This is a genomic window from Streptococcus cristatus (assembly GCF_003943465.1).
GTDB classification, from domain to species: domain Bacteria; phylum Bacillota; class Bacilli; order Lactobacillales; family Streptococcaceae; genus Streptococcus; species Streptococcus cristatus_C.
In genome coordinates, this window is the sequence record NZ_RJPR01000001.1 from 26,959 (window position 1) to 50,715 (window position 23,757).

The 23,757-nt window shown below is 41.7% G+C and carries 27 protein-coding genes, 1 tRNA gene and 2 pseudogenes; 5 read left to right on the plus strand and 25 right to left on the minus strand.

Features of this window, described 5'->3' with window-relative positions; genetic code table 11:
• Positions 1–9: 9 nt before the first annotated feature.
• From ilvA to D8793_RS00195, 15 genes are all read right to left on the minus strand, one after another.
• Entirely contained in the window at positions 10–1,260 is a 1,251-nt protein-coding gene (gene ilvA / locus D8793_RS00125) for a threonine ammonia-lyase IlvA (RefSeq protein WP_125371106.1), read from the minus strand.
• 66 nt (positions 1,261–1,326) lie between these two features.
• Entirely contained in the window at positions 1,327–2,349 is a 1,023-nt protein-coding gene (gene ilvC, locus D8793_RS00130; RefSeq protein ID WP_125371107.1) for a ketol-acid reductoisomerase, read from the minus strand.
• Positions 2,350–2,518: 169 nt separating this feature from the next.
• Complete coding sequence (ilvN, locus tag D8793_RS00135; protein ID WP_005591757.1) at positions 2,519–2,995, minus strand: acetolactate synthase small subunit; 477 nt, start codon at positions 2,993–2,995, stop codon at positions 2,519–2,521.
• Positions 2,988–4,688: an acetolactate synthase large subunit gene (locus tag D8793_RS00140; protein WP_125371108.1), complete on the minus strand. Its 1,701-nt coding sequence runs from the start codon at positions 4,686–4,688 to the stop codon at positions 2,988–2,990. Before D8793_RS00140 ends, ilvN begins: the two co-directional genes overlap by 8 nt.
• Positions 4,689–4,849: 161 nt before the next feature.
• The gene (locus D8793_RS00145; RefSeq protein WP_125371109.1) at positions 4,850–5,449 is read right to left on the minus strand and encodes a response regulator transcription factor; all 600 of its coding nucleotides are present in this window, start codon (positions 5,447–5,449) and stop codon (positions 4,850–4,852) included.
• Positions 5,446–6,552 carry a sensor histidine kinase gene (locus D8793_RS00150; protein WP_125371110.1) on the minus strand — a complete coding sequence of 369 codons (1,107 nt, stop codon included), beginning with the start codon at positions 6,550–6,552 and terminating at the stop codon, positions 5,446–5,448. Before D8793_RS00150 ends, D8793_RS00145 begins: the two co-directional genes overlap by 4 nt.
• Positions 6,553–6,556: 4 nt before the next feature.
• Positions 6,557–7,291 (minus strand): ABC transporter permease, encoded by a 735-nt coding sequence (locus tag D8793_RS00155; protein ID WP_125371111.1) that lies wholly within the window; start codon positions 7,289–7,291, stop codon positions 6,557–6,559.
• A gap of 12 nt (positions 7,292–7,303) precedes the next feature.
• A complete protein-coding gene (locus D8793_RS00160) occupies positions 7,304–8,179 on the minus strand; it encodes an ABC transporter ATP-binding protein (protein ID WP_125371112.1) in 876 nt (291 codons plus the stop codon).
• Positions 8,180–8,362: 183 nt separating this feature from the next.
• A complete protein-coding gene (locus tag D8793_RS11830) occupies positions 8,363–8,539 on the minus strand; it encodes a hypothetical protein (protein WP_185761023.1) in 177 nt (58 codons plus the stop codon).
• Positions 8,540–8,687: 148 nt separating this feature from the next.
• Positions 8,688–9,284: an SP0191 family lipoprotein gene (locus D8793_RS00170; RefSeq protein WP_125371114.1), complete on the minus strand. Its 597-nt coding sequence runs from the start codon at positions 9,282–9,284 to the stop codon at positions 8,688–8,690.
• Positions 9,285–9,545: 261 nt separating this feature from the next.
• Positions 9,546–11,210 (minus strand): fatty acid kinase ATP-binding subunit FakA, encoded by a 1,665-nt coding sequence (gene fakA, locus D8793_RS00175; RefSeq protein WP_125371115.1) that lies wholly within the window; start codon positions 11,208–11,210, stop codon positions 9,546–9,548.
• 2 nt (positions 11,211–11,212) lie between these two features.
• The gene (locus D8793_RS00180) at positions 11,213–11,578 is read right to left on the minus strand and encodes an Asp23/Gls24 family envelope stress response protein (RefSeq protein WP_005591747.1); all 366 of its coding nucleotides are present in this window, start codon (positions 11,576–11,578) and stop codon (positions 11,213–11,215) included.
• A gap of 145 nt (positions 11,579–11,723) precedes the next feature.
• Positions 11,724–11,912 (minus strand): 50S ribosomal protein L28, encoded by a 189-nt coding sequence (gene rpmB / locus D8793_RS00185; RefSeq protein ID WP_001140948.1) that lies wholly within the window; start codon positions 11,910–11,912, stop codon positions 11,724–11,726.
• 135 nt (positions 11,913–12,047) lie between these two features.
• The gene (locus D8793_RS00190; RefSeq protein WP_125371116.1) at positions 12,048–12,713 is read right to left on the minus strand and encodes a LiaF transmembrane domain-containing protein; all 666 of its coding nucleotides are present in this window, start codon (positions 12,711–12,713) and stop codon (positions 12,048–12,050) included.
• Positions 12,714–12,718: 5 nt separating this feature from the next.
• Complete coding sequence (locus D8793_RS00195) at positions 12,719–13,165, minus strand: LytTR family DNA-binding domain-containing protein (RefSeq protein ID WP_015605723.1); 447 nt, start codon at positions 13,163–13,165, stop codon at positions 12,719–12,721.
• A gap of 405 nt (positions 13,166–13,570) precedes the next feature.
• Here D8793_RS00195 and D8793_RS00200 point away from each other — a divergent pair, with 405 nt between their 5' ends.
• Positions 13,571–13,834, plus strand: a complete 264-nt coding sequence (locus D8793_RS00200; RefSeq protein WP_005591744.1) for a SemiSWEET family transporter — start codon at positions 13,571–13,573, stop codon at positions 13,832–13,834.
• A 53-nt stretch (positions 13,835–13,887) separates the two neighbouring features.
• On the opposite strand, the gene D8793_RS00205 is transcribed toward D8793_RS00200, so the two are convergent.
• Positions 13,888–13,960 (minus strand) — tRNA-Thr (locus tag D8793_RS00205).
• Between the two features lie 215 nt (positions 13,961–14,175).
• Here D8793_RS00205 and D8793_RS00210 point away from each other — a divergent pair.
• From D8793_RS00210 to D8793_RS00225, 4 genes are all read left to right on the plus strand, one after another.
• On the plus strand, positions 14,176–14,628 hold the full coding sequence (locus tag D8793_RS00210) for a DUF3290 family protein (RefSeq protein ID WP_125371117.1): 453 nt from the start codon (positions 14,176–14,178) through the stop codon (positions 14,626–14,628).
• Positions 14,628–15,257, plus strand: a complete 630-nt coding sequence (locus tag D8793_RS00215; RefSeq protein ID WP_005591742.1) for a DUF421 domain-containing protein — start codon at positions 14,628–14,630, stop codon at positions 15,255–15,257. Before D8793_RS00210 ends, D8793_RS00215 begins: the two co-directional genes overlap by 1 nt.
• Positions 15,258–15,393: 136 nt before the next feature.
• A complete protein-coding gene (locus D8793_RS00220) occupies positions 15,394–15,597 on the plus strand; it encodes a CsbD family protein (protein ID WP_045500673.1) in 204 nt (67 codons plus the stop codon).
• Positions 15,598–15,780: 183 nt separating this feature from the next.
• Positions 15,781–15,963 carry a hypothetical protein gene (locus tag D8793_RS00225; protein ID WP_005591740.1) on the plus strand — a complete coding sequence of 61 codons (183 nt, stop codon included), beginning with the start codon at positions 15,781–15,783 and terminating at the stop codon, positions 15,961–15,963.
• A 5-nt stretch (positions 15,964–15,968) separates the two neighbouring features.
• On the opposite strand, the gene D8793_RS00230 is transcribed toward D8793_RS00225, so the two are convergent.
• The 9 genes and pseudogenes from D8793_RS00230 to tig form a co-directional block, all read right to left on the minus strand.
• The gene (locus tag D8793_RS00230; protein ID WP_005591739.1) at positions 15,969–16,487 is read right to left on the minus strand and encodes a GNAT family N-acetyltransferase; all 519 of its coding nucleotides are present in this window, start codon (positions 16,485–16,487) and stop codon (positions 15,969–15,971) included.
• A gap of 5 nt (positions 16,488–16,492) precedes the next feature.
• On the minus strand, positions 16,493–17,542 hold the full coding sequence (locus D8793_RS00235) for a DUF389 domain-containing protein (RefSeq protein ID WP_125371118.1): 1,050 nt from the start codon (positions 17,540–17,542) through the stop codon (positions 16,493–16,495).
• Positions 17,543–17,870: 328 nt separating this feature from the next.
• Positions 17,871–18,176 (minus strand): annotated as a pseudogene (locus D8793_RS12025) (hypothetical protein).
• A 58-nt stretch (positions 18,177–18,234) separates the two neighbouring features.
• A pseudogene (locus tag D8793_RS00240) lies at positions 18,235–18,675 on the minus strand (FtsX-like permease family protein); the annotation flags it as partial.
• A gap of 206 nt (positions 18,676–18,881) precedes the next feature.
• Positions 18,882–19,274 (minus strand): 30S ribosomal protein S9, encoded by a 393-nt coding sequence (gene rpsI, locus D8793_RS00245; RefSeq protein WP_015605730.1) that lies wholly within the window; start codon positions 19,272–19,274, stop codon positions 18,882–18,884.
• An 18-nt stretch (positions 19,275–19,292) separates the two neighbouring features.
• A complete protein-coding gene (gene rplM, locus D8793_RS00250) occupies positions 19,293–19,739 on the minus strand; it encodes a 50S ribosomal protein L13 (protein WP_003026230.1) in 447 nt (148 codons plus the stop codon).
• Positions 19,740–19,922: 183 nt separating this feature from the next.
• On the minus strand, positions 19,923–20,786 hold the full coding sequence (locus D8793_RS00255; protein WP_125371119.1) for a DegV family protein: 864 nt from the start codon (positions 20,784–20,786) through the stop codon (positions 19,923–19,925).
• Positions 20,787–20,996: 210 nt separating this feature from the next.
• Positions 20,997–21,728 carry a 23S rRNA (guanosine(2251)-2'-O)-methyltransferase RlmB gene (rlmB, locus tag D8793_RS00260; protein ID WP_125371120.1) on the minus strand — a complete coding sequence of 244 codons (732 nt, stop codon included), beginning with the start codon at positions 21,726–21,728 and terminating at the stop codon, positions 20,997–20,999.
• A gap of 664 nt (positions 21,729–22,392) precedes the next feature.
• Positions 22,393–23,676 carry a trigger factor gene (tig, locus tag D8793_RS00265; RefSeq protein ID WP_125371121.1) on the minus strand — a complete coding sequence of 428 codons (1,284 nt, stop codon included), beginning with the start codon at positions 23,674–23,676 and terminating at the stop codon, positions 22,393–22,395.
• Positions 23,677–23,757 lie beyond the last annotated feature (81 nt).

Sequence of the window (23,757 nt, forward strand, 5' to 3'; positions counted from 1 at the left end):
TTCTTAGGATCAGACTAACATGTTGTAAAGCGTTTCATTTCCGTTTAGATTGATGAAGGAAGGATCAAAATGCTCGATTCGATTGATCAGACCCGCATAGTCATGTTTATTGGCCAGAGCAATCCCAATCAGGACCGGTCCGGTTCCTTTGCTGGCCCGCTTGATGTATTCAAATCGAGTGATGTCATCATTTGGCCCTAAGATATCATTTACAAATTCACGTAAGGCACCAGGCCGCTGCGGGAAATTCACCACAAAATAATGCTTGATGCCATCATAGATGAGGGCACGCTCTTCCATTTCAGGCATACGGTTAATGTCATTATTTCCGCCCGAAATGATACAGCAGACAGTTTTTCCTTTGATATATTCTCGCAACACTTCCAAGGCTGCTACGCTAGCTGAACCAGCAGGCTCTGCGATGATTCCTTGTTTAGAATAGAGGTCAATCAAGGTTTCTGAAATCAAGCCTTCATCAACCCCGATAAGCGTTTCTACATTCTTTTTCGTTGCTTCATAAGTAGATGCCCCTACCTTTTGGACTGCGATACCGTCCGCAAATTTGTCAATTTCATTGAGTTTGACAGGACCACCTGCTTCAAAAGCTGCTTTCATACTGCGGGCCCCATTAGCCTCTACCCCAATCACTTCAATTTGTGGCTGGCTTTCCTTGATGTAAGTGGATACTCCTGCGATGAGACCGCCGCCTCCTACTGGTACCAAGACCAAGTCTAAATCGATGGACTCCCGAGCTGTATCTTCTAGGATTTCATAAGCAACCGTTCCCTGACCTGCTTGAACATGAGCATCATCAAAAGGATCAATGAAAGTCCGATTTTCCATCCGTGTGAATTCCATAGCCGCCCGAGCAGAAGCATCAAAAGTATCTCCTACTAGCTTAATCGTAACAAAATCTCCACCAAAGAAACGAACCTGTCCAATTTTTTGTTGAGGAGTTGTGATAGGCATAAAAATAGTAGCTGGGATTTTCATTTCATTACAAGTGTATGCGACACCCTGAGCGTGATTGCCCGCAGAAGCGCAGACAACCCCACGTTCTCGCTCTTCTTTACTCAACTGAGAAATGGCATAATAGGCACCACGGATTTTGAAAGAACGAACACGTTGGGCATTTTCCTTTTTAAGATAAATTTTTGCCCCGTACTTCTCTGACAAGTAATGATCATAATCAAGCGGTGTATTGACAACAACATCTTTTAATACCTTATGAGCACGGACGATATCTTTTGCTGTTAACATTCCTTTTCCTTTCCAAATGAGGTAAACAAACTCAGCTGGGATACCAGCTGAGTTTTCCACACAATCTTAGTTGTAGATCTTGAAAGCGTCGTCGTCATTTTTACCAACGAATGGCATTGCTTTACGCAATTCCGCACCGACTTTTTCAATTTCAAGGTTAGCTGCTTGTTCACGGTAAGCAGTGAGTTTTGGACGTCCAGCCTTGTAGTCATTTACAAAGTCATTTGCAAATTTACCATTTTGAATGTCTGCAAGAACTGCTTTCATGTTTTCTTTGACTTGCTCAGTAATCACACGTGGACCTGATACATAGTCACCATATTCAGCAGTGTTTGAAATAGATTGGCGCATTTTCTTGAATCCACCTTCATAGATCAAGTCCACAATCAGTTTCATTTCGTGCAGCACTTCAAAGTAAGCCAATTCTGGAGCATAGCCTGCTTCTGTCAAGACTTCAAAACCTGCTTCGATCAGGGCAGTCAAACCACCACAAAGTACAGCTTGTTCACCAAAGAGATCTTCTTCAGTTTCTTCTTTGTAAGTTGTTTCAAGCAAACCAACACGAGCTGCACCAACACCTTTACACCAGTCCATAGCGATATCTTTGGCATTTCCAGTCGCATCCTGATATACCGCGTAAAGAGCTGGAACACCGAAGCCTTCTTCAAAAGTACGGCGAACCAAGTGACCAGGACCTTTTGGTGCACACATGAAGACATCTACATCGGCAGGAACTTTGATAAATTCAAAGTGGATATTGAAACCATGAGCAAATCCAACTGCGTTACCAGCTTCCAAGTTAGGAGCGATTTCTATTTCGTAAAGTTCTTGTTGGATTTCATCTGGAGCCAAGATCATGATAACATCAGCCAATTTAGCAGCTTCTGCTACTGTGTACGTGTCGAAGCCATCTTCTTTAGCTTTGTCAAATGACTTACCAGGACGAACACCGATAATCACATCATGACCTGTATCACGCAAGTTTTGTGCATGAGCATGACCTTGTGAACCATAACCGATAACGGCGATCTTTTTACCGTCAAGTGCTGCTACTTTTACATCTTTTTCGTATTCCATTGTTACTGCCATAATGTTTACTCTCTTTTCTATTTTTATTGCCTCTTAGGCGGTTTTAACAAATTTAAGCCGGATTTTATACTCACTGAAAATCAAAGTTCAAACTAGGAAGCTAGCCACAGGCTGTACTTGGGTACGGTAAGGCGAAGCTGACGTGGTTTGAAGAGATTTTCGAAGAGTATTAATCACGGGTAAAGCCAGTTGCCCCAGTCCGTGCGATATTTCGAATGCCGTAAGGACGGATGACTCGTAAGAGCGCTTCGCTCTTTTCTGCATCGCCCGTCATCTGGATAGTAATCGAGCTTGGCGCCACATCGACTACCGTTGCCCGGAAAGGCTGGATAATGGCCAAGATTTCTGCACGCTTTGCAACTGGTGCCGATACCTTGATTAAAATAACTTCTCGCTCTAGGTGAGGATGATCAGTAATATCTCGCACCCGAATCACATCAATCTGACGATTAAGCTGCTTGATAATCTGCTCCACTTCATTGAGGGAATTTACATCAATGATAATGGTGATCCGAGAAACATTTTCATCCTCGGTCGCACCGACAGAGATACTTTCGATATTGACCTGACGTCTGGAAAGCACACCAGTGAAGCGATTCAGAACACCCGAACGATTTTGGAGTTTAGCTGTCAACATTCTACGCATGGAACTTCACCCCCAACATCTCATGATTGCTCTTGCCAGCTGGCACCATTGGAAGCACGTGCTCCTTGCGGGAAATATCTACCTCGATAAACATCGGTATATCTTCCTTTAGGACTTCCAAATCTTGAGCAATGGTCTCGGGATTATCAAATTTATAGGATTTGACACCATAAGCCTGAGCCATCAGCTGAAAATCTGGCAAACTGTCAAAGACTGACTCGGAGGTACGACCATCATAGAAGGCTTCCTGCCACTGGCGAACCATACCTAGCGAATGATTATTGAGCATGATGACCTTAATCGGAATCTTGTAGATATTGAGAATAGCCATCTCTTGGTTTGTCATTTGATAGCCACCGTCTCCGACAAAGAGCACCACTTCCTTATCCGGATTGGCAATCTTGGCCCCAATCGCTGCTGGAACACCAAAGCCCATGGTTCCAAGACCACCAGACGTGACGAGCTGACGCTCGTTGCGATAAGGATAGTACTGGGCTGTCCACATTTGGTGCTGGCCAACATCCGTGACCACAATGGCGTCGCCCTTGGTCAACTCACCCACGCGCTCAATAACAGCCTGAGGTTGGACAACTCGTTCCTTCTTATCATAAGAGCGTACCCGCTCCTTGTCTCGTGTCACCTTTTCTATCCACTTGCTGGTATTGTTGTGCACTTGCTCTTCTTCAAGCAACATTTGCAAAGCTTTCTTGGCATCTCCTACAATAGGAATATCCACGCTGATGATCTTACCGATCTCTGCTGGATCGATATCAATGTGGGCCACCTTAGCACTTTTAGCAAAGGTCTTAGGATTACCAGTCAGACGGTCATCAAAACGACAACCAATACTAATCATGAAGTCCGCTTCCGTCATCGCAATATTAGCCGCGAAAGAACCATGCATGCCACCCATACCTAAGAACAAAGGATGATCTGTCGCAATCGTTCCCTGACCTAACAATGAGGTCACTACTGGAATCTGATACCGCTCTGCAAAAGCAACCATCTCCGCTGCTGCCCCTGCATAGCTAATACCACCACCAGAAAGAAGAACAGGTTTTTTAGCCTTAGAAAGCTGTTTAAGAATCTTCTTAATCTGTAATTCATTAGGCTCAATTGTTGGTTGATAGCTTGGCAGATGCAACTGAGTGTCATAGATAAAATCCGTATCCAGAGCTGAGACATCCTTTGGCAAATCAATAACGACTGGCCCCGGACGACCTGTGGTCGCAATATGAATGGCCTCCGTAATGATTCTTGGTATGTCTGCCGTCTCCCGTACCTGATAATTGTACTTAGTGATGGGAGTAGTAATACCGACAATGTCGGCCTCTTGAAAGGCATCCTTACCAATGCCTGGTGTCGCTACCTGCCCAGTAAAAACCAAAAGGGGAACACTGTCACTCATAGCGTCGGCGATCCCAGTAATGGCATTGGTTGCCCCCGGACCACTGGTTGCAACGGCCACACCAATTTTCCCAGTAGACTTAGCGTAGCCCTCTGCTTCATGAACACACCCCTGCTCATGGCGACCAAGAATATGGCGGATACCTTTAAAGCTATAAATAGCATCATAGAGGGGCAAGACTGCACCACCAGGATAGCCAAAAATAGTATCAACACCAAGATTTTTCAAGGTTTCCAAGACCAGCTGCGAGCCGGACTTAGGAGTTTCTAATTGGATTCTTTCCATATTTCCCCTTTCATTTATTTACAATTTTCTAAAAATTCAAAAAGCTTTCTACTATGATAACATTTTTGAAAAAAATTGCAAGTATCGCGGATGTTTTTTTTCATTCTGATTGAAAAAAATAAGAAAATCCCGCTAAATCCGAATGTAGCGAGATAGTTATCTTATATCCATCCTTGATCTTGAGCAATTCGGACAGCTTCCATACGATTGTCTGCTGCTAGCTTAGTCAGGATGGTCGACATATAGTTGCGAATAGTTCCATTTGATAAATAAAGTTTTTCAGCAATTTCTTTATTAGAAAGCCCAGTTGCTGCTGCTTCTAAGACTAGAAGCTCCTGATGAGAGAGGGGATTTTTATGAGTCATCAGCACTTCCATAAGTTCAGGTGAGTATTCTTTTTGCCCAGCCAAGACAGTGTGGATGGTCTTCATCAGATCCGCAATGCTACGTTCCTTGAGTACATAGGCATCAACATCTGCCTTGACTGCCCTCTCAAAATAGCCTGGCCGCTTAAAAGTCGTCACAATGATGACCTTGACAGCTGGCTGATGCTCCTTCACCCATTCTAGGACATCCAGCCCTGTCTGATAGGGCATCTCTACATCCAAGATAGCCACATCGACTAGATTGGTCTTGAGTAGCTCCATAGCTTCACGACCATCTGCCGCTTGAGAAACACTAGTAACATCCGGCTGCAACTGCAAGAGCTGGCTAAGGGCATCCCGCAGCATGCTCTGATCTTCTGCTAATAATAACTTCATCGTTCGTCTCCTTTAATCCTATACGGCAAGCGCACGCGAATAATGGTTGGCTTGTGATTGCTGATGACCTCCACGCTACCATCAAGCCCCTCCAAGCGCTCACGTACCGAATGCAAGTCTTGACCCGTCACTTGCTTAAAGCCTCGGCCGTCATCTTCAACTTCCAAGATCAAATCTCGATCCTGACTATACAAATCAATTCTGGACTTCTTGGCCTCCGCATGCTTGATAATATTGGTTGCTAATTCCAACAAAATCATACTAATGGTAAACTGCATTTCCGTAGGGATGCTGGCAACATTGAGCTGATTATGAAGCTCCAAGTCAATATCGCTCATTTCCAGCATGGTTCGGATTGTTGCTAATTCTTCATCTAGCGTCCGCGTCTTGAGATTGTCTACAATCCGTCGAACATCAGCCATGGCCTGCTTACTGATCCGTCGCACTTCTTCCATCTCTTTCTCCGCCTGCTCGTAGGCCTCCATTTGCAGGAATTGTTGGGCAAGCTCTGTCTTAACACTAAGCATGGCAAAGGTATGTCCCAGACTATCGTGTAAATCCCGTCCGATTCGATTGCGCTCATTTTCCGCTAAGAAGAGATTGAGCTGGGCATTCTGCTTACTTTTTTCTTCCTTGAGCTGTTCAGCAACTTGGATACGGTGCAGACCCAGCGTCAAGAAATCCGAAAAGAGAAAGGTCGTTGAGAAAAAGACCAGATAGCCAGTGTTCAATTGATGTTGCAGATACAACCCGACCAAAAGAGCCGGCTGGATAGCTAAGAAACTCCAGAAGCGCCAAGATGTAAAGGAAATTTCCTTATAATGATAAATTAGAAGATTTGATAAATAAAAAATATACCACACAAATCCCCCATTCAGCCAAATGGAAGTGTAAAAAATGTAAGCAAGCATGACCCACCAGGAGAGAGCCTGGTAGAAAGGCTTTTTCTCTGTGAGGATGGCGTAATAGGCCCCTATAAACAATGCTGTCCAAAGCAAAGTCAAAAGCGGGGATTCACCGCTGATGACACCCGCTATTGGAAAGATGATAAAGACCAGAGAAATATGAAACATATGATGTATGTTTTTGAATTTTTCCCACATAGAATTATTTAACCTCAATCCGTTTTTTGAGCTGAAGGACTAAAATGCTAAAGAAAATGGTGTAGGCTAGAACGATTAGCATGGCAGAGACATTCCAGTCATGGTGTTCCAAATAGGAAGAGACCACCTGCATGAGCTGATAGCTTGGCGTTAGCTTGCCGATGGGTTGTAGCCAGTCCGGAAACATAGTCAGTGGAAACCAAAGCCCACCCAAGACCGCTAAAGCCATATAAACGATATTGCCTACGACCGACATAAGCTGGGCACTGGGCAGGAGACTAACCAAGACGCCCATGGCGATAAAGACCATACTGCCAACCAAAAGAATTAGGGCAATCACGAGCCAGTCCATCATGGGCATCTTGACTCCACGAACGAAATGTCCAACAGAGAAGACTACGATGATGGAAAGCAGAAAGGTCAGCAAAGTACTGAAAAGCTTGGATATATAATATTCTACCATAGAAACGGGCGAATGCTGAATCATTTTTTGCCAGTTATTGGTCTTGTCCGACTGCAAGGTGCTGGGAATGCTGAAAAAAGCACTGGACATGATGCTAAAAACGGTCATAGAAAAGAGATAGGTCTGGAGCGCAAGCGTCGGTACATCAGAACCTGACATCATTCCTGAAAAGATCAGATAGAACACGCTGGGCAGACCGATAGAGAGCAGGTAGTAAGCCGCCTGCCGCTTCATCAAAATCAACTCCATTTTCATTAAACTAACCATATTTTTCATAATGCTGCTCCTTTACTCTTGTGTCGTCTCAAAAATACTATCCAGCAGGGTTCGATTGCGGACTTCGATTTCTTCAATCGTACAGCCATGCTCCTGCAGAATTTGCCAGACCTGACTGGCGTCCTTGGTCGCAAAGGATAAGGCCTTTTGCTTGATTTCAATCTCTGTCACACCAGCTATCTTTTCCACAACTTCTTTATAGGAAAGAGGCAGTGTGAAGTGTTTTTCCTGCTCTTCCTTGCGCATAGCATAAGGCGTGGTGTCGCGGATTAGCTCTCCCTTATGGAGCACCAAAATACGGTCAGCCGTATGCTCCACTTCTTCAATGTAGTGGGAAGAATAGACAATGGTCACGCCTTGCTTCTTGAGCTGATCCACAATTTCCCAGAAATGCTGGCGGGTCGAGGTATCCATAGCCGATGTCGGCTCATCCAAGAAGAGAATCTTTGGACGACCAATCAAGGCTAAAATAAAGGAGAAGAGACGTTTTTGACCACCAGAGAGCTTGGAAGCCAGCTGGTTCTTCTGCTTATCAGAAAAGCCCAACAAGGCATCGATTTCCTCTTCGGACAGGCTATTAGGATAGATAGAGCGAAAGAAAGAGAGGAGTTCCTTGACTTTCAAATCCCCCACCACTGTATTTTCCTGTGGCAAAATGGCAACCATCTCTTTCAAACGATTATCCGTTGGCTTTAAGCCTTGAACCAGTGCTTGACCAGAAGTCAGGAATTTATCGCCTAGGAGACAATCCATCAGAGTTGTTTTACCAGCTCCGTTGGGGCCAATCAGAGCCACACAATCCCCTTCTTCAATGTCAAAGGAAATGTGGCGCAAAATCTCTTTCCCCCGAATGCTTTTAGATAGCTTTTTCACTTCAATCAATTTCATGATCTTCCTCCTTAATAAAATCATAGATGAGCGGCCAGATGACAAAGACAACTAGAATCACTCCCCCTACTCCTATATAAAATTGCCGGGGTAGAAATTCTAACAGAAAACCCGGTATCATTTGAAAATACCATACACCCATTGCAACTCCAATGAATAAGATGGACAAGTACTTTTTCATTTCTACTTTCCCCTTTTGCTTAACTTAGCCACTTCCTTTAGGACATAGCTAGCCATTCCCAAGCTAGCGAAAATCTCCCAAGGAAAGCGGTAAAGAGCTGCTCCGCTCATTCCTGCTAACTGATAAAACATCATCCCAACAAGACTCAAGACTGCTACTTTTATCAACCATATTTTCATGTAACTACTCCCTATTTCTTCATTTCTTACTTGTATTATAAAACTTCCTTCCTCTTCCGACTAGATGATTTTGTCACTAGACCATATGACAAATGTCATGGTTTCTAGACAGCAAAAAAAGACGAGATAACTCGCCTTTTAAATATTCTTATTCTTCTTTCAAGCCGCCTAATTTCATACCTAAAATAAACATTGAAGGAGAGGCGTCTTTTATGTCATTAAGTCCCAAGTCTTTAAAGAAAGATAGGCTTGCTACTTTCGCTACATCCATTTTCTCAAAATCCAGATCAACTATGGCCTGTAATTTCTTATCAGCTGTCACGGAGTATTCAATCGTCACTCCTTCCATATTCTTAGCTTCCACGTAGTTTGGTTCTGATTCCATTCCTTCTCGAATAATAGCGGTCATTTCCTCTGGGCTCATAGTAGCTGCAGCACCACTGGCTTCTTCTGGCAAATTACTCAACAGCTCCATTCGAAGTTTCAAGAGCTTATCTCCTCGATAGGTCACTGTATCACGATGATGGATGCCTTTGAGGTCTCCGACCAAGGTTTTAGAGACAATAGCTGTACTTTCAGAAGAAGCACTCGTAGAGGAGTCACTTGAGCTTGAGCTCGAGCTAGAACTTGTTTTAGCAACTTTTGATTCAGCTGGAACTTTCGGACGATGCTTGCCATATTTTGGAAATACGCAACCTGTCAATAATACAGAAGCAGAAATAACTAGAATAAATAACTTTTTCATAGTACACCTTTTCTTTTTATTTTTTCCAGTATACCATAATGCCACTATCTTGTCTAAATCTTGCATATAAAAAAATTAAAGAGGCTGGGGCAAAAGTCCTAGCCTCTCAATTGTCTTTGGATTGTCGAGCAAAGACGCAGTGGTTGAGTGGGCTCTACTAAGCTGATTTCATCAACTTTTACAGCACTACTCAACTGTGCGGAGGTGGGACAGAAATCGAATTCTAACGAATTACCGATTTCTGTCCCACTCCCAAATAAATTATTCTACACTGAAAATATATGGATACACTGGCTGATTTCCTTGGTGGATCTCAACTTCTAGATCTTCATATTCTTCCATCAGATCTTGAGCAAAGCCATTTGCCAATTCCTCGTCACCATCTTCACCGATATAGATGGAAACAATCTCACTGTCTTCATCCAACATCTTCGCAAAGGTTGCCTTCAGAGTTGTTAACATATCTGGATTTGACACAAGGATTTTGCCATCAACCATACCCAAGTTATCATTTTCATGGATTTCGAGGCCATCAATGGTCGTATCACGAACTGCAGTCGTAATGCTACCGCTGACCACGTCGCTCAAGGCAGCTGTCATTCGCTCATGGTTCTCTTCGATTGTTTTTCCACTATCAAAGGCCAAAAGACTTGTCAAACCTTGAGGAAGCGTACGTGTTTCAATCACTGTCGTTGGTTGCTCAAGTACTTCCGCTGCAGATTGAGCCGCCATGAAGATATTTTTATTGTTAGGTAGGAAAATGATATTGCGCGCATTAACCTGGTCAACAGCCTTGATAAAGTCCTCTGTAGAAGGGTTCATAGTCTGACCGCCAGAAATGATATAGTCCACACCCTGAGCCTTGAAGATTTCAGCAAGGCCGTCACCAGCTACTACTGCGATAATAGCATATTCTTTTTCTTCAGCTGGCTTGATAGCTTTTTCTTCCTTCTCAAGCTGGGCTTCGTGCTGGTTGCGCATGTTGTCCACTTTTACCTTGACAAGGCTACCATACTTCAGTCCCTCTTGCATAACAAGACCTGGATCTTCTGTATGAACGTGCACTTTCACGATTTCATCATCATTAACTACCAGCAAGGAATCCCCAAGCTCATTCAAATAATTACGGAATTCATCATAGTCAAAGTCCTTGACATAGGTTGGTCCTTGCTTCAAAGCCACCATGATTTCTGTACAATAACCAAAAGTGATGTCTTCTGTCGCCACATGGCCTGCTACAGACTTGTGGTGTTCAGCATTGATCATCTGGCTCATCGTAGCTGGAGTCGCTTGGAAATCTTCTGATGCGATGTATTCGCCAGTCAGGGCAGAAAGGAAACCTTCATAGATAAAGACCAAACCTTGACCACCAGAGTCCACAACACCAACTTCCTTGAGAACTGGCAACATATCTGGCGTTTTAGCAAGGGCAGCCTTTGCTCCTTCAAGAGCCGCTTTCATAACTTCGACAGCATCATTTGTCGCTTCAGCTTTCTTCTTAGCGCCGATAGCCGCACCACGAGAAACGGTCAGAATTGTTCCCTCAACTGGCTTCATAACAGCCTTATAGGCCACTTCTACACCAGACTGGAAGGCAAGAGCCAAAGCTTGTCCATCAAGCTCAGCTTTGCCTTTTACGCTTTGTGAAAAACCACGGAAGAGCTGAGATGTGATAACACCAGAGTTCCCACGCGCACCCATCAAGAGTCCCTTGGCAAAGATCGCGGCTACTTCACCAACTGTTGAAGCAGACTTATCAGCTACTTCTTTGGCACCATTTTCAATGGTCATGCCCATATTCGTTCCTGTATCACCATCTGGAACTGGGAAAACATTTAAAGAATTGACATATTCAGCCTGTTTATTTAAACGAGTTGATGCCGCCTGCACCATTTCTTGAAATAAACTAGTAGTAATATTTGACACGATTATTCTCCTACAACTTTAATATTTTGGATATAGACATTCACTGTGTGGGCAGTGATCCCAAGTTGATTTTCCAAACTAAACTTAACGCGTTCTTGGATATTTTTGGAAACTTCACTGATTTTAATGCCGTAGCTCAAAACGGTATAAACATCAACTGCAATACCACCATCCTCAGATGTTTTTACTACCACACCCTTAGCATAGTTTTCTTTACCCAAAAGAGCTTGAAAGTTATCTTTAATTGCATTTTTACTGGCCATTCCAACCACACCAAAAATTTCGGTTGCTGCGCCGCCAACGATGGTTGCAATCACGTCATCAGTCAGCTCAATTTGACCATCTTTTGTATTGATTTTTACAGTCATCACTTGTACCTCAAAAGTATTTTATAGTTTATTTTACCATATTTTAGACAGGGTGTAAAAGAGGAAGGACAGAAATAAACTGTCTAGTCTGAAAATTCAACAACAAAAAAGGGAAGGAATAAATCTTTCCAATCCCTTTCATGTATTAAACGCGTTCAACTTTACCTGACTTAAGCGCGCGAGCTGAAGCCCAAACTTTTTTAGGTTTTCCGTCGATCAAAACAGTAACTTTTTGAAGATTTGGTTTAACAGCGCGTTTTGTTTGGTTCATCGCGTGAGAGCGGTTGTTTCCAGATACAGTCTTACGACCTGTAAAGTAACATACTTTAGCCATTAGTGTGTTTCCTCCTATTAGATCTAATATTACGGATGTGCTAGCACCACATACCGTACTATATTATCAAAAAACTTGGCTTTTGGCAAGTACATTTTCCCAAACTTTGCAATTTCTAACCAATAATCCGTTTTCTTAAATGTAAACAATCTTCAAAGAGCCAAAGGCAACATTGCCGCGCACATATAAAGTCTTGTCTTTCTCATTGACATTATGCGGATTGACCACTGTACCGAAAGCATTGTCCACATTTAGCTCTACTTGCCAGTTACTTAGGATATAAAGCGTCGCACTACCGAAGGCTACTTCCACATCAAAACTAGCAGAATCACCTAAAATTCTGGCATTATCAAAATATACGGTCACACTACCAAAAACACATTCTACTTTATCATGGACGAAATTCTCCGAATTGATATAGCGAGTGCCGCTGCCAAAAGAAATCTCTCCTTCCGTTGTAGACAAGCCCTTTCTAGACAAACAACGAACGCCCCAGATCCTTCTCGGTTTAAAAATCATGTTAAGCCCAATGCAGGCCAAAACACCACCCATTACCAAGGTGCCTGTAGAGATAGCCAAGAAGTGATAGACAGAATTAGCAATTATCAGAGCAATAATCGTCATGATCAGGGCAGCACCAAAATCTCGCTCCAAGAAATTTTCCAAAGCAAAATACGCAAACATGCCGACCAAAAGCAGGGGCCAGATATTAAAATTGAACATAGGAATACCAAAGTTTCCCTGAAGCAAAATCCAGCCGGCTAAAACCAAAAAACCGACGCCTAGAATTGTTTTTTTCATGATGATTACCTCACTTCACTTAACTTTTCTTTTAGTAGTTGATAATAATGCCTTGAAACATGCACTTTCTTATGTGTTTCAGAAAACTGGACGGAACTGGTACCCGAGAAAGACTTTTCTAGAGAATAAATCGCTCTAGCATTAGCAATGGTTGATTTGGAAATTCTGCAAAAATAGCGAGGCAGCAATTCCTCCAACTCATAGAGTTTCAACTTGACCTCATAGGCATCATTGCGCGCGTGAGCAAAGATTTTGGCTCCGTCCGTCTCGAAAAAGAGAATCTCCGCTAAATCTACAAAATACTCACTATTTTCCTTATAAAAGAGAATGGCTGGAGCAGTCGCTTCATTCAAAGCATCTTGAATCTTCTGAATCCTCTCATCAATCCGCGATACTCGAATCACCAATTCTGTATCAGCCAAACGATCGTCTAGCTCAATCCGAACTTTCATAAGCACTCCTCCCCTCTTTCTATCTTCATTATAACAATTTCTTGAAAAGAAACAAGGGACTTTCAGTAAGTGGTCAATATAGGCTGGTAAGTGGTTGTTTTAAAAGTTTAAAATGAAATAAAAAATCTTGAATTTTCCAAATATAAGGCTTCAAAGAAATTGATCATTACCTATTTTTTTCAACACGACAATACTGATTTACTACTATTTCCACGATCATAAGCTCTCTATCCAGCCTAGTAATGGATAAATCAGGTTTGAACAATTCTAACGCTACTTCTCAAACCACACTTGGCTCTTTCGCTTAGTTTTAGATAAAAACTAAAACTTATTCTCCATACTGGCTTATGTCTCATTTGACAATTTTTTTCCGTTTTGATATAATGGACGCTCAGGAGGTATCGTATGTCAAAACAAAAAATTAATCGTTTCGTCGGATCTATTGGAGCTTTTATTGGAATTCTTGTATTCGTCGCTTATATTCCACAAATTATCGCAAACTTACAAGGATCCAAAGCTCAACCTTTCCAACCACTATTCGCAGCAGTTTCTTGCCTGATTTGGGTTATCTACGGTTGGACAAAAGAACCTAAAAAAGACTGGATCCTCATTATTCCCAATGCTGCGGGAGTGATATTAGGTGGCCTAACTTTTCTTACTTCTTTATAAGAATTATATAAACAAAACCAGCAACCCCATAAAAAAGGTGCTGGTTTTCTTTCTGCCGATTGCAGGGATCGAACCTGTGACCTACGCGTTACGAGTGCGTTGCTCTACCAACTGAGCTAAATCGGCCTCTACCTGTCTCCTATTCTAGCACTCTGAATGATTTTGTCAAGTTCCTATTGGTAGTTTAGAAACTCGAATGAAGTGAAATATTCTACCTAGGAATATACAGCTTCCATATTTCAAACAAGTTCTAGAAAACTTTATTTTTTCTATATAAAGCTATTGATGTAGCTGATTAATTGTTTTATAATAGCTTGAATTCAAAAAAAGTGAGGGATCTTATGAAATTCTATTCATATGACTATGTACTGAGTCAGATTAGCCAGCAGAATTGGGTGATGGTGATTGTATCAGCATGCTTGGTTTTGGTAACAGGATTTTTCGCCTTTAAGGCCTATAAAGATAGACGAGGAAGTAAGTTCCGTGAACTGTCCATTATTTCTATTTTGACCCTAGTAGCAACTGTTCTGATTAGCATTACTAATTTCCAAAGTAATCAATCAAATGACAATCAATTCCGTAGCTCCTTGCATTTTATTGAGGTTGTCTCAAAAGAATTAGGCGTTGAAAAGGAAGAAGTCTACGTCAATACTTCAGCTACGACAGATGGCGCAATTATCAAGGTTGGCAAACAATTCTACCGGGCTATTAGCGGAACCGACCAAGATAGCTATTTATTAGAAAAAATGGAACTGTACAAATCAGACGTTGAACTCGTGGAGGTTGAAAAATAATGAGCTTTTTTATTACAATTGCAATTAAGTTAGCTTTGGGACTTGTTTCCCTCGTTTTTGTCATCAATGTGACAGGTAAAGGGAATTTAGCACCAAGTTCCGCAACAGACCAAGTACAAAACTTTGTTCTCGGTGGCATTATCGGCGGGGTCATCTACAATAGCTCCATTACGATCCTTCAATATGCAGTCATCTTGATTATCTGGACTATTCTGATTTTGCTCTTAAAATGGCTAAATACCAACGTTTCCTATATCAAACATCTGATTGATGGGAAACCAACCATTATCATCAAAAACGGTAAACTAGATCCTGAAGCCTGCCGTTCAAAAGGGCTATCCGCATCAGACGTCGCTTTGAAATTACGCTCTCAAGGAGTCTTCCAACTGAAAGAAGTCAAAAGAGCTGTCATCGAGCAAAATGGTCAATTGATTATCGTAAGAATTGGCGATGAAAATCCAAAATATCCAATCATTACCGATGGAGTTGTCCAACTTGAAATCTTAGAAACTATCGGCAAGTCAGAAGAATGGTTGATGACCGAATTACAAAAAGAAGGCTTTGAAAATGTCTCCGATATCTTCATTGCAGAATATGACAAAGGCGAAATTAATGTCGTGACCTATTAAAAATATTTTGTCATTTCGTAGCAGTTATTTGCTTTTTGTCAGTAAAAAGTATATACTTGTACCAGTTATCTAGCTTGAATGAGAATGAAACCACATCTAACTTAGATAATATACTTAATAAACGGAGGAAATTTCCATGTCAATCGAAGAAAAATTCAACCAAGCTAAAGGTTCTCTCAAAGAAGGCTTCGGTAAACTTACTGGCGATACAAAAACTCAAGCAGAAGGAACTGCTGAAAAAGTAGCTTCTAAAGTGAAAGAAGTCGCTGAAGACGCAAAAGGCGCTGTTGAAGGTGCTATCGCAGGCGTTAAAAACATTATCAAAAAAGACGAAGAATAATCATCGTCTCTCGTTCTTATAGAAAAAACACTCTTATCCTATGCTTTTAGCAGAACTAGGGATGAGGGTGTTTTTCTATATTGTTAAAGCATTGATTTTTCAAAATATAATAAAAATATCTCATTAATGTTAAACTAAGATTTTTTTCTACGATCCTCTTATAAATCGAGATACACAAGGGCCATGTTAACAAAACAAGCTGGAGTCTCACTACGGCCTATTTCTAAAACCTTAGCTCATAGTGATAAAGAAATCACAAAAGCATATGTAATTACAGCTGATTCGCTAATCAAACAGTTGGTGAAAATTCTTGAATGCCTGCAAAGATTGATGAGTCCATTGGTCCTGTCACTAAACTGGGAATGATGATGTTATCGATTCATTATCTCAAATACCGCTGTATGAACCCACTCATTATTCATTTGTAGGTCATTTTCTATGATCCTACTAAAGGTGAAACCATTTTTTAAAAGCACTCTCTTAGAGGCAAGATTATCCGTTGCCGCTCCCGCAATGATTCTATTTAAACCATAAGTATGAAATGCCTTGTCTAAAACAAGTTTAACCGCTTCGCTTGCATAGCCTAAATTAGTAACATTTTCTCCAATCCTATATCCAAGTTCTGCTGTTTTTCTATCGCTCCCTAAAACACTTAAATTGATTCTTCCGACCATCATGCCTTGCGAATCTCTAATAAGATGCATGTAGGTGTCATGATTTTCTTGTTCCATTAACAATTCCGCTGTAATTTTTTTAAAACCTTCTAGATCAAAATAGTTAGCTGGTCTGGGAGGTAAATTTCGCTCAAAATACTCCCGATTTTCTTTTTCAAAAGAATAGACATCTAGACTATTTTCTTCAGACAGCAACTCTAAACCTATTCTGTTCATTGCCCTCAATCCTTGTCTGCTTCATTTTCTTTTACGAGATCTTTTTGTGAATCTTTTTCAGAGAGTTTTTGATCGATATACTTGTTAATGATTTCATAAAATTCCTTGGTCGTCTCACTATCTAATTTTGTCGAATTATGGACTTGATTGACTTTCAATTGAACAGATTGAATACCGTAAGAGGCTTGTTTTTGGTGAATTATTTCTAATTCTTCTTCTGAAATCGGGTCACCAACAATTGTCAAGACCAATTCATTGTCCCTTGACTTGTAGACTTGATTGATGACCGTATAATTGGCAAACTCTTTTCCTACAAACTGTTTGACACCTTCTTTTCGCGCTTGTTCTATAGTCAGAGTAACCGCCGAATAACCGGCTGGAACAACCAATAATACAATCAAAGATATCAAACCAATTTTCATTTTAATGCTTAGCTCTTTGAATGAAGTTAAGGGAGATTTTCTCATTAAAATTTTTGCTCCTATAATGTTGGCTAGCATTATAAAGACACAGTTAATCAAGAAAAGATAGAGAGCACCAAATAAAAATCGTACATTTCCATTAGCTAAACCATAGCCGGCAGTGCAGATAGGTGGCATCAGAGCTGTAGCAATGGCTACTCCTGGCACAATATTGTTTGCTTCTTTTTTCCTTGAACCGATCACACCAGCAATCCCACCGGCAATAGCAATGAGGACATCCCAAATCGTTGGAGAAGTTCGTGCAATCAACTCGCTACTTGCATAAGATAAGGGAGTAATCCAGAAATACAGAGTCGATACAAGTAAACTGACCAATACTTGAGTAAGTAAAACCCCTAGAGCTTGCTTAACTAAACGAGTGTCAAAAATAGCTAAACCTAATCCTAGTCCAACAATCGGTGTCATGAGAGGTGAAATTAACATGGCCCCTATAATAACAGCTGTTGAATTCATATTTAGTCCGATAGAGGCAATAAAAATTGCACACATCAAAATCGCTATATCTCTCGATCTAACATGAAGATCATCGTATAATTTTTCACGGTATTCCCGTGTTGAATAGTTTCTGGTCATTGGTTACTCCTTTTATTTGATTTATTTCTGTTTATCCATTGATGAGGGCAGAGTGATTTTCTGTCAAACATTACATATGTATTTAAATTTTCTTAGTTCTCACCTGTAAGTCTTTTGAAAAATATCCCTTTTTACTAGACAAATAAAAAAGTATCTATCAGTCTATCCTCCATATTATATCAAAAATTTCATGGTCTTTCCCTGAAGAAATCCATCAGTTTAAAAGATTTTTATATCCTTTCCAAGATAGAGAACAGACAAAATTTCAGTTTCCTTATTCTAAGAACAAAAGACTGCATCTCCTATAAAAGAAGATGTAGTTTCATGATTAGGCGTGATGAGTATGTTTCACAATCCATTGCTCCATTTTGATAGTTAACCAGAAGCCATAGATTCAAAACGTGATGATGGTTAGAAGAAACCACTTAATCTAGTTACCGAACAGTTGTGCTCCAGTCCCGTCAAAGTATAGACGTTGACCATCCACTAACGTATGTTTGGTTTACCAATTTTGCATCATGCAAACCGCCCAAGGTGTTGCGATCCCCAAGGTAAGCCCGCAAATTATGGCTACTAAGATAGAGTATCCAATATAATCTAGGATTCCTCCGTCAAAATAACTTTCAGATTTCATATTATCTCCTTTATTTTTATATGTTTATATTCTAGACACTCTATTGCATTATTATTTTTTACATTTGAACAATCTTACGATAACTTCTTGAAGTAATCATAAAGATTAAAGCATAGATGAGTGCAAAGATTCCACAGATTGATAAGGTTATAATCAACATCATGGTCGCATCGACTACTCCAATGACCTTTAGAATCAAGCTCAACATATGATAAGCAAAGGCCAGATGGAGGAAGGCAAAGATTACAGGAAGAAAGAAAACGGTCAAGATTTACTTGTTAATAGTTTGCTTGATCTGCTTTTGATCCAAACCAACCTTTTGCAAAATTACAAAGCGTTCGCGGTCTTCATATCCTTCAGAGATTTGTTTGTAGTAGATGACTAATACTGTACCGACCATAAAGATAATGGATAGGAAGATACCGATAAAGAAGAAGCCACCAAACATTGCATTGCCTTCTTGGCTATTATTTGCTTTACTAGATCCGTAAACAACGCTTTCCTGATTTTCAAAATGAAGCGATTGTTTATAAGGAGAGAACAAATCTTGTCCTCTCCAGAGTATGACTTTTTGGTAACCCACTACAGTTGACAAAGAGCCTGAATTTGGTGTGAAAAGTGGTGTGAATTTTGTTAAAAAACGTCAAAAAAACACCCCATGGTGTGAACCATGAAGTGTTGTAAAGCCTGTAGTGTAGCTGGTTCTTAACGTTTTGAGAACTGGCTAGCTTTACGTGCTTTCTTAAGACCTGGCTTCTTACGTTCTACCATACGGGCATCACGAGTAAGAAGGCCTGCGCGTTTCAATGAATCGCGGAAGTCAGGGTCTACTTGAAGAAGGGCACGAGCGATACCGTGACGGATAGCGCCTGATTGACCAGCGTAGCCACCACCATTAACGTTTACGAAAACGTCATATTGACCAACAGTTGAAGTAACTGCGAATGGTTGGTTGATAACCAAACGAAGGTCAGCGTGTGGGATGTACTCTTCAACATCTTTTTTGTTTACAGTGATTTTACCAGTTCCTGGAACAAGGCGAACGCGTGCAACAGCGTTTTTACGACGTCCAGTACCTGCATATTGTGCTTGTGACATACTTTATTGTTCCTTTCCTTAGATAAGTCCTGAAATATCAAGAACTTCTGGTTGTTGTGCAGCGTGAGTGTGCTCAGCGCCTACAAATACTTTCAACTTCATACCTTGAGCACGGCCAAGAGTATTGTGTGGAAGCATACCTTTAACTGATTTTTCGATCAAACGAACAGCGTTCTTAGAGCGAAGTTCACCAGCAGTGATAGACTTCAAACCACCTGGGTACATTGAGTGAGTGTAGTAAACTTTATCAGTTGCTTTTTTACCAGTCAATTTAACTTTTTCAGCGTTGATAACGATTACGAAGTCACCTGTATCAGTGTGTGGTGTGAATGTTGGTTTGTTTTTTCCACGAAGTACGCTTGCTACAACTGCAGAAAGGCGTCCAAGAGGTACATCAGTAGCATCTACTACATACCATTTGCGTTCAACTTCACCTGGCTTAGCCATGTATGTTGTTTTGTTCATGATTTCTCCTATATGAATATCGTTTTTGTTTACAGGGCGGATGTTCCGGTCCGCGGGTTATTTGAAAGGTTCCGGGGCCTTACAAATGGGGTAAACAATACCGCCTACTATCATACCAAATTTTCTAACCAAAAGTCAATATATTTGATGCAATTATTTATAAAATAACGATTTCATTTCTATTTAGTCTGAAAGTTCACTGCCAATGCTAAAGAGTCCTAGAGTACCTGGCCCAGTATGCGTCGAAATAACCGGACCAAGAGGCAGAATCAGAACTTCTGTGACCTGTCCAGAAGCTAACAGCTGCTCCTTGACATTTTCAGCGACTTCTTTTTCACCTGCATAGGCGACCACCACCCGTGGATCAGAAATCGTCTCTAAAGTCATCCGAACCACCTCAGCCTGCGCCTTCTTCTTGCCTCGCACCTTAGCGACCGAATCCAGACTGCCGTCAGCTGTCACTGCGATGATGGGCTTGATATTGACCAAGCTTCCCATAAGAGCCGCTGCCTTGGAAATGCGGCCACCCCGCATGAGGTGATTGAGGTCATCTACTAAGAAATAGGTCTGGACTCTAGGCACTAGACTTTGGAGCAAGTCTGCCGTCTGCTCCAGACTTTGACCTGCCGCTCTCGCTTCTGCAGCCTTCATAACCAAGAGGCCTTCACCCATCGAAGCTGCCTTGGTATCAAGGATGGTGATGATCGCCTCAGGGTAATCCTCTAAGACCATCTCCCGCGCCATGACTGCACTTTGGTAGGTCCCAGACAAGGCTGAAGCAAAAGCCACATAGAGAACTGCTGTGCCCTCCTGAGCATACTGGCGAAAAACATCTTCAAATTGGCCGACATTGATCTGGCTGGTAGTCGGCTTGCTGCCGGACTCCATCTTGGCTAAAAGCTGCTCACTGGTCAGCTTATCTGGTCCGACGGTCTCGTAGGTTTGCCCGTCCAGCTGAATGGTCAAGCCCAGAACCTGCACATCATGTTCTTGGGTCCAGCTTTCTGGCAGGTCTGCCGTCGAATCCGTTAAAATTTTAAAGGTCATCTTTTTTCTCCATCATTTTTAGTTGCCACAGAGAAGGCTGCTCCATGGACATAAGAGGGTTAATAGTGGTGCTTTGACTGCCACCATATCGAGACTAGCTATTGGAAATTGCTTGCTTCTTAGGAAACCTAGTTTCGCTCGGTTAGTCTAGGATCGGCTCAAACGTCTCTGTTTGATATTTTTCTAACAGATAGCTTCCAAGTACTTGCATTAGCCCACCCGATTTCTAAAGACTTCATACATGAGAATGGCCGCTGCGACGCTGGCATTGAGGCTTTGGACATGGCCATTCATGGGAATAGTCAGCATCTCATCCACCTGCTTCTTGATGTTGCTGGAAATCCCCTTGCCTTCGTTGCCAATAATGAGGGCCAGCTTGCCAGCCGTATTCCACTTATGAACAGGCGTTCCCTGCATATCCGTCCCAAAAATCCAGAAGCCAGCTTCCTTGAGCTTGTCCAGGGTCTGGCTGAGATTGGTCACTCTGGCAATGGGAATATGCTCGATAGCGCCCGTAGAGGTCTTAGCCACAACGGGTGTCACGCCGACTGCTCGGTGCTTGGGAATGATGACTCCCGTGACATTGGTAGCGTCAGCCGTCCGCAAGATAGAGCCCAGATTATGCGGGTCTGTCAAGCCATCCAAAATCAACAACAGAGGATTCTCTTCCTGCTCTGCTTTTTTCAAAACATCCGCCAAATCTGCATAGGCAAACTCTGATACCCGCAAGACAAAACCTTGGTGAACGGCTCCATCCGTCATCTCCTGCAAGGTTTTCTTAGGTGTCCAAGAGATAGAGACCTTCTTTTCTGCCGCCAAATCTTTCAGCTTGCTCACGTTTTTGCCACGCAAGTCGTCCTGAATGTAAAGTTTATTTCCCGTATTGGCCATCAAGGCCTCGGTCACAGCATGCACGCCGTAAACAATATCATTTTTTTCCATACTAACAGTATATCACAAGCTCCCCCAAAAAATCTGTCTAAAAGCTAAATATCTCTCTATGACAGCCTAGCATTTCTCAGCAATCAGCTAAAAACTTCATTTTGTTATCCTATTTATTTTTGAAACAATTCCCTATTTGAGACCTAGAAACAAGCTAGACTAGCCAGTTCCGCTAGCCGTTTTCCAAACAGAAAGAAATACTCCCTCATCAGACACTTACTTTTGTCCAACAGCTATCTCAAGTATCATTTACCTTAAAAACTAAAGGAAAGTGACCGACCGAGGCCTAATTTGCCACGAATCTATAGGAAAAGTAATCAGCCGAGACCTAGGTTGCCATGAATCTATAGGAAAAGTGACCAGCCGAGACCTAGATTACCAAGAAACTAAAGGAAAAGTGGCCAGCCGAGACCTAGAATACCAATACACTATAGGAAAAGTAGCTAGCCGAGACCTAGATTCCCATGAAACTATAGGAAAAGTGACCAGCCGAGACCTAGATTACCATGAAACTATAGGAAAAGCGACTGACCGAGGCCTAGATTGCCCACATCTCTCTTGAACAGTTCCTATTTTGAAACAAGCTCTCCAACATCAAAAAAGAGAGAACAAATCGTTCTCTCTTGTGCTTGCACTGTCATCCACCAGGGCTGACTAGAAGCTATTATTTTACTTTAGCAGTGCTTGTGATGACTTCAACTGCTTTTTTAACCGCGATATCATGTTTAAGCATTTCTTCTGAAAGCAATTGGCGAACGCGGTCTGCTTCCATGTTGTAGTCTGTTGCCAATGAAGTGATTTCTGCTTCAACTTCTTCAGCGCTAGCTTCAAAGCCTTCTGCTTTCGCAACTGCTTCTACAACAAGGTTCGTCTTAGTACGTGCTGCAGCATCTGCTTCATATTGTTTGTGAAGGTCTTCTTGAGTTGTACCAGTGATTTGGAAGTACATATCAGGAGAGATACCTTGACGTTGCATGTTGCCGAGGAATTCGTTCACAGCGCGATGAACTTCTTCGTGAATCATTTCTTCTGGAAGGTCAACGATTTCTGCATTTTCTACTGCAAGGTCAATCGCTGCTGCTTCAACTGCATCGTTGTAAGCTGCTTCTTTCGCTTCTGCTAATTCTTTACGGTATTTTTCTTTCAATTCAGCAAGAGTTTCAACTTCTTCGTCGATGTCTTTTGCAAGTTCATCATCAAGAGCTGGAACTTCTTTTTCTTTTACTTCATGGATTGTTGTAACGAATTTTGCTTCTTTACCAGCAAGGTCAGCTGCTTGGTAGTCTTCTGGGAAGGTTACAACAACGTCTACTGTTTCACCAGCTGAGTGACCAACCAATTGGTCTTCGAAACCTGGGATGAATTGACCTGAACCAAGTCCAAGTGAGAAGTTATCGCCTTTTCCGCCGTCAAATTCAACACCGTCAACAGAACCAACAAAGTCGATGACAACTGTATCACCTTCAGCTGCTGCTCCATCTTTCAGAACCAATTCAGCCAAGTTGTTGCGTTCACGCTCAATGCGCTCATCAACTTCAGCATCAGTAACTTCCTTAGAAACGTCTACAGATACTTCAAGGTCTTTGTAAGCACCCAATTTCACTTCAGGTTTTGTCACAACTTCAGCAGTGATCACCCATTCTTGACCTTTTTCCATTGAAGTCACATCAATTTTTGGTTGTGCAACCACTTCAAGACCAGCTTCTTTTACAGCTGCTTCATAAGCTGCTGGAAGCAATGCATTCAAGACATCTTGATAAAGTGATTCTTCACCAAAACGTTGGTTGAAGACTGGACGAGGAATATGACCCTTACGGAAACCTGGTACAGCAATATTTTTCTTAACTGCATTAAAAGCACGATCCAAAGCAGGTTTGATTTGGTCTTGACCGATAGTAAAAGTCAATACTCCACGATTTGTTTCTTTGTTTTCAAATGATACAGACATTCTGTCAGTTCTCCTTCAAATTTTTTACATACAATCCATTATAACATAAGTAGCAGTTTTTTCAAGCGACACCTTTTATTT

Bases quoted from the DNA above. Each gene is read 5' to 3' on its own strand.
- ilvA (WP_125371106.1), bottom strand. From the start codon at position 1,260: ATGTTAACAGCAAAAGATATCGTCCGTGCTCATAAGGTATTAAAAGAT.
- ilvC (WP_125371107.1), bottom strand. From the start codon at position 2,349: ATGGCAGTAACAATGGAATACGAAAAAGATGTAAAAGTAGCAGCACTT.
- ilvN (WP_005591757.1), bottom strand. From the start codon at position 2,995: ATGCGTAGAATGTTGACAGCTAAACTCCAAAATCGTTCGGGTGTTCTG.
- D8793_RS00140 (WP_125371108.1), bottom strand. From the start codon at position 4,688: ATGGAAAGAATCCAATTAGAAACTCCTAAGTCCGGCTCGCAGCTGGTC.
- D8793_RS00145 (WP_125371109.1), bottom strand. From the start codon at position 5,449: ATGAAGTTATTATTAGCAGAAGATCAGAGCATGCTGCGGGATGCCCTT.
- D8793_RS00150 (WP_125371110.1), bottom strand. From the start codon at position 6,552: ATGTGGGAAAAATTCAAAAACATACATCATATGTTTCATATTTCTCTG.
- D8793_RS00155 (WP_125371111.1), bottom strand. From the start codon at position 7,291: ATGAAAAATATGGTTAGTTTAATGAAAATGGAGTTGATTTTGATGAAG.
- D8793_RS00160 (WP_125371112.1), bottom strand. From the start codon at position 8,179: ATGAAATTGATTGAAGTGAAAAAGCTATCTAAAAGCATTCGGGGGAAA.
- D8793_RS11830 (WP_185761023.1), bottom strand. From the start codon at position 8,539: ATGAAAATATGGTTGATAAAAGTAGCAGTCTTGAGTCTTGTTGGGATG.
- D8793_RS00170 (WP_125371114.1), bottom strand. From the start codon at position 9,284: ATGAAAAAGTTATTTATTCTAGTTATTTCTGCTTCTGTATTATTGACA.
- D8793_RS00180 (WP_005591747.1), bottom strand. From the start codon at position 11,578: ATGACTGTAAAAATCAATACAAAAGATGGTCAAATTGAGCTGACTGAT.
- rpmB (WP_001140948.1), bottom strand. From the start codon at position 11,912: ATGGCTAAAGTATGTTACTTTACAGGTCGTAAGACTGTATCTGGAAAC.
- D8793_RS00190 (WP_125371116.1), bottom strand. From the start codon at position 12,713: ATGAAAAAAACAATTCTAGGCGTCGGTTTTTTGGTTTTAGCCGGCTGG.
- D8793_RS00195 (WP_015605723.1), bottom strand. From the start codon at position 13,165: ATGAAAGTTCGGATTGAGCTAGACGATCGTTTGGCTGATACAGAATTG.
- D8793_RS00200 (WP_005591744.1), top strand. From the start codon at position 13,571: ATGTCAAAACAAAAAATTAATCGTTTCGTCGGATCTATTGGAGCTTTT.
- D8793_RS00210 (WP_125371117.1), top strand. From the start codon at position 14,176: ATGAAATTCTATTCATATGACTATGTACTGAGTCAGATTAGCCAGCAG.
- D8793_RS00215 (WP_005591742.1), top strand. From the start codon at position 14,628: ATGAGCTTTTTTATTACAATTGCAATTAAGTTAGCTTTGGGACTTGTT.
- D8793_RS00220 (WP_045500673.1), top strand. From the start codon at position 15,394: ATGTCAATCGAAGAAAAATTCAACCAAGCTAAAGGTTCTCTCAAAGAA.
- D8793_RS00225 (WP_005591740.1), top strand. From the start codon at position 15,781: ATGTTAACAAAACAAGCTGGAGTCTCACTACGGCCTATTTCTAAAACC.
- D8793_RS00230 (WP_005591739.1), bottom strand. From the start codon at position 16,487: ATGAACAGAATAGGTTTAGAGTTGCTGTCTGAAGAAAATAGTCTAGAT.
- D8793_RS00235 (WP_125371118.1), bottom strand. From the start codon at position 17,542: ATGACCAGAAACTATTCAACACGGGAATACCGTGAAAAATTATACGAT.
- rpsI (WP_015605730.1), bottom strand. From the start codon at position 19,274: ATGTCACAAGCACAATATGCAGGTACTGGACGTCGTAAAAACGCTGTT.
- rplM (WP_003026230.1), bottom strand. From the start codon at position 19,739: ATGAACAAAACAACATACATGGCTAAGCCAGGTGAAGTTGAACGCAAA.
- D8793_RS00255 (WP_125371119.1), bottom strand. From the start codon at position 20,786: ATGACCTTTAAAATTTTAACGGATTCGACGGCAGACCTGCCAGAAAGC.
- rlmB (WP_125371120.1), bottom strand. From the start codon at position 21,728: ATGGAAAAAAATGATATTGTTTACGGCGTGCATGCTGTGACCGAGGCC.
- tig (WP_125371121.1), bottom strand. From the start codon at position 23,676: ATGTCTGTATCATTTGAAAACAAAGAAACAAATCGTGGAGTATTGACT.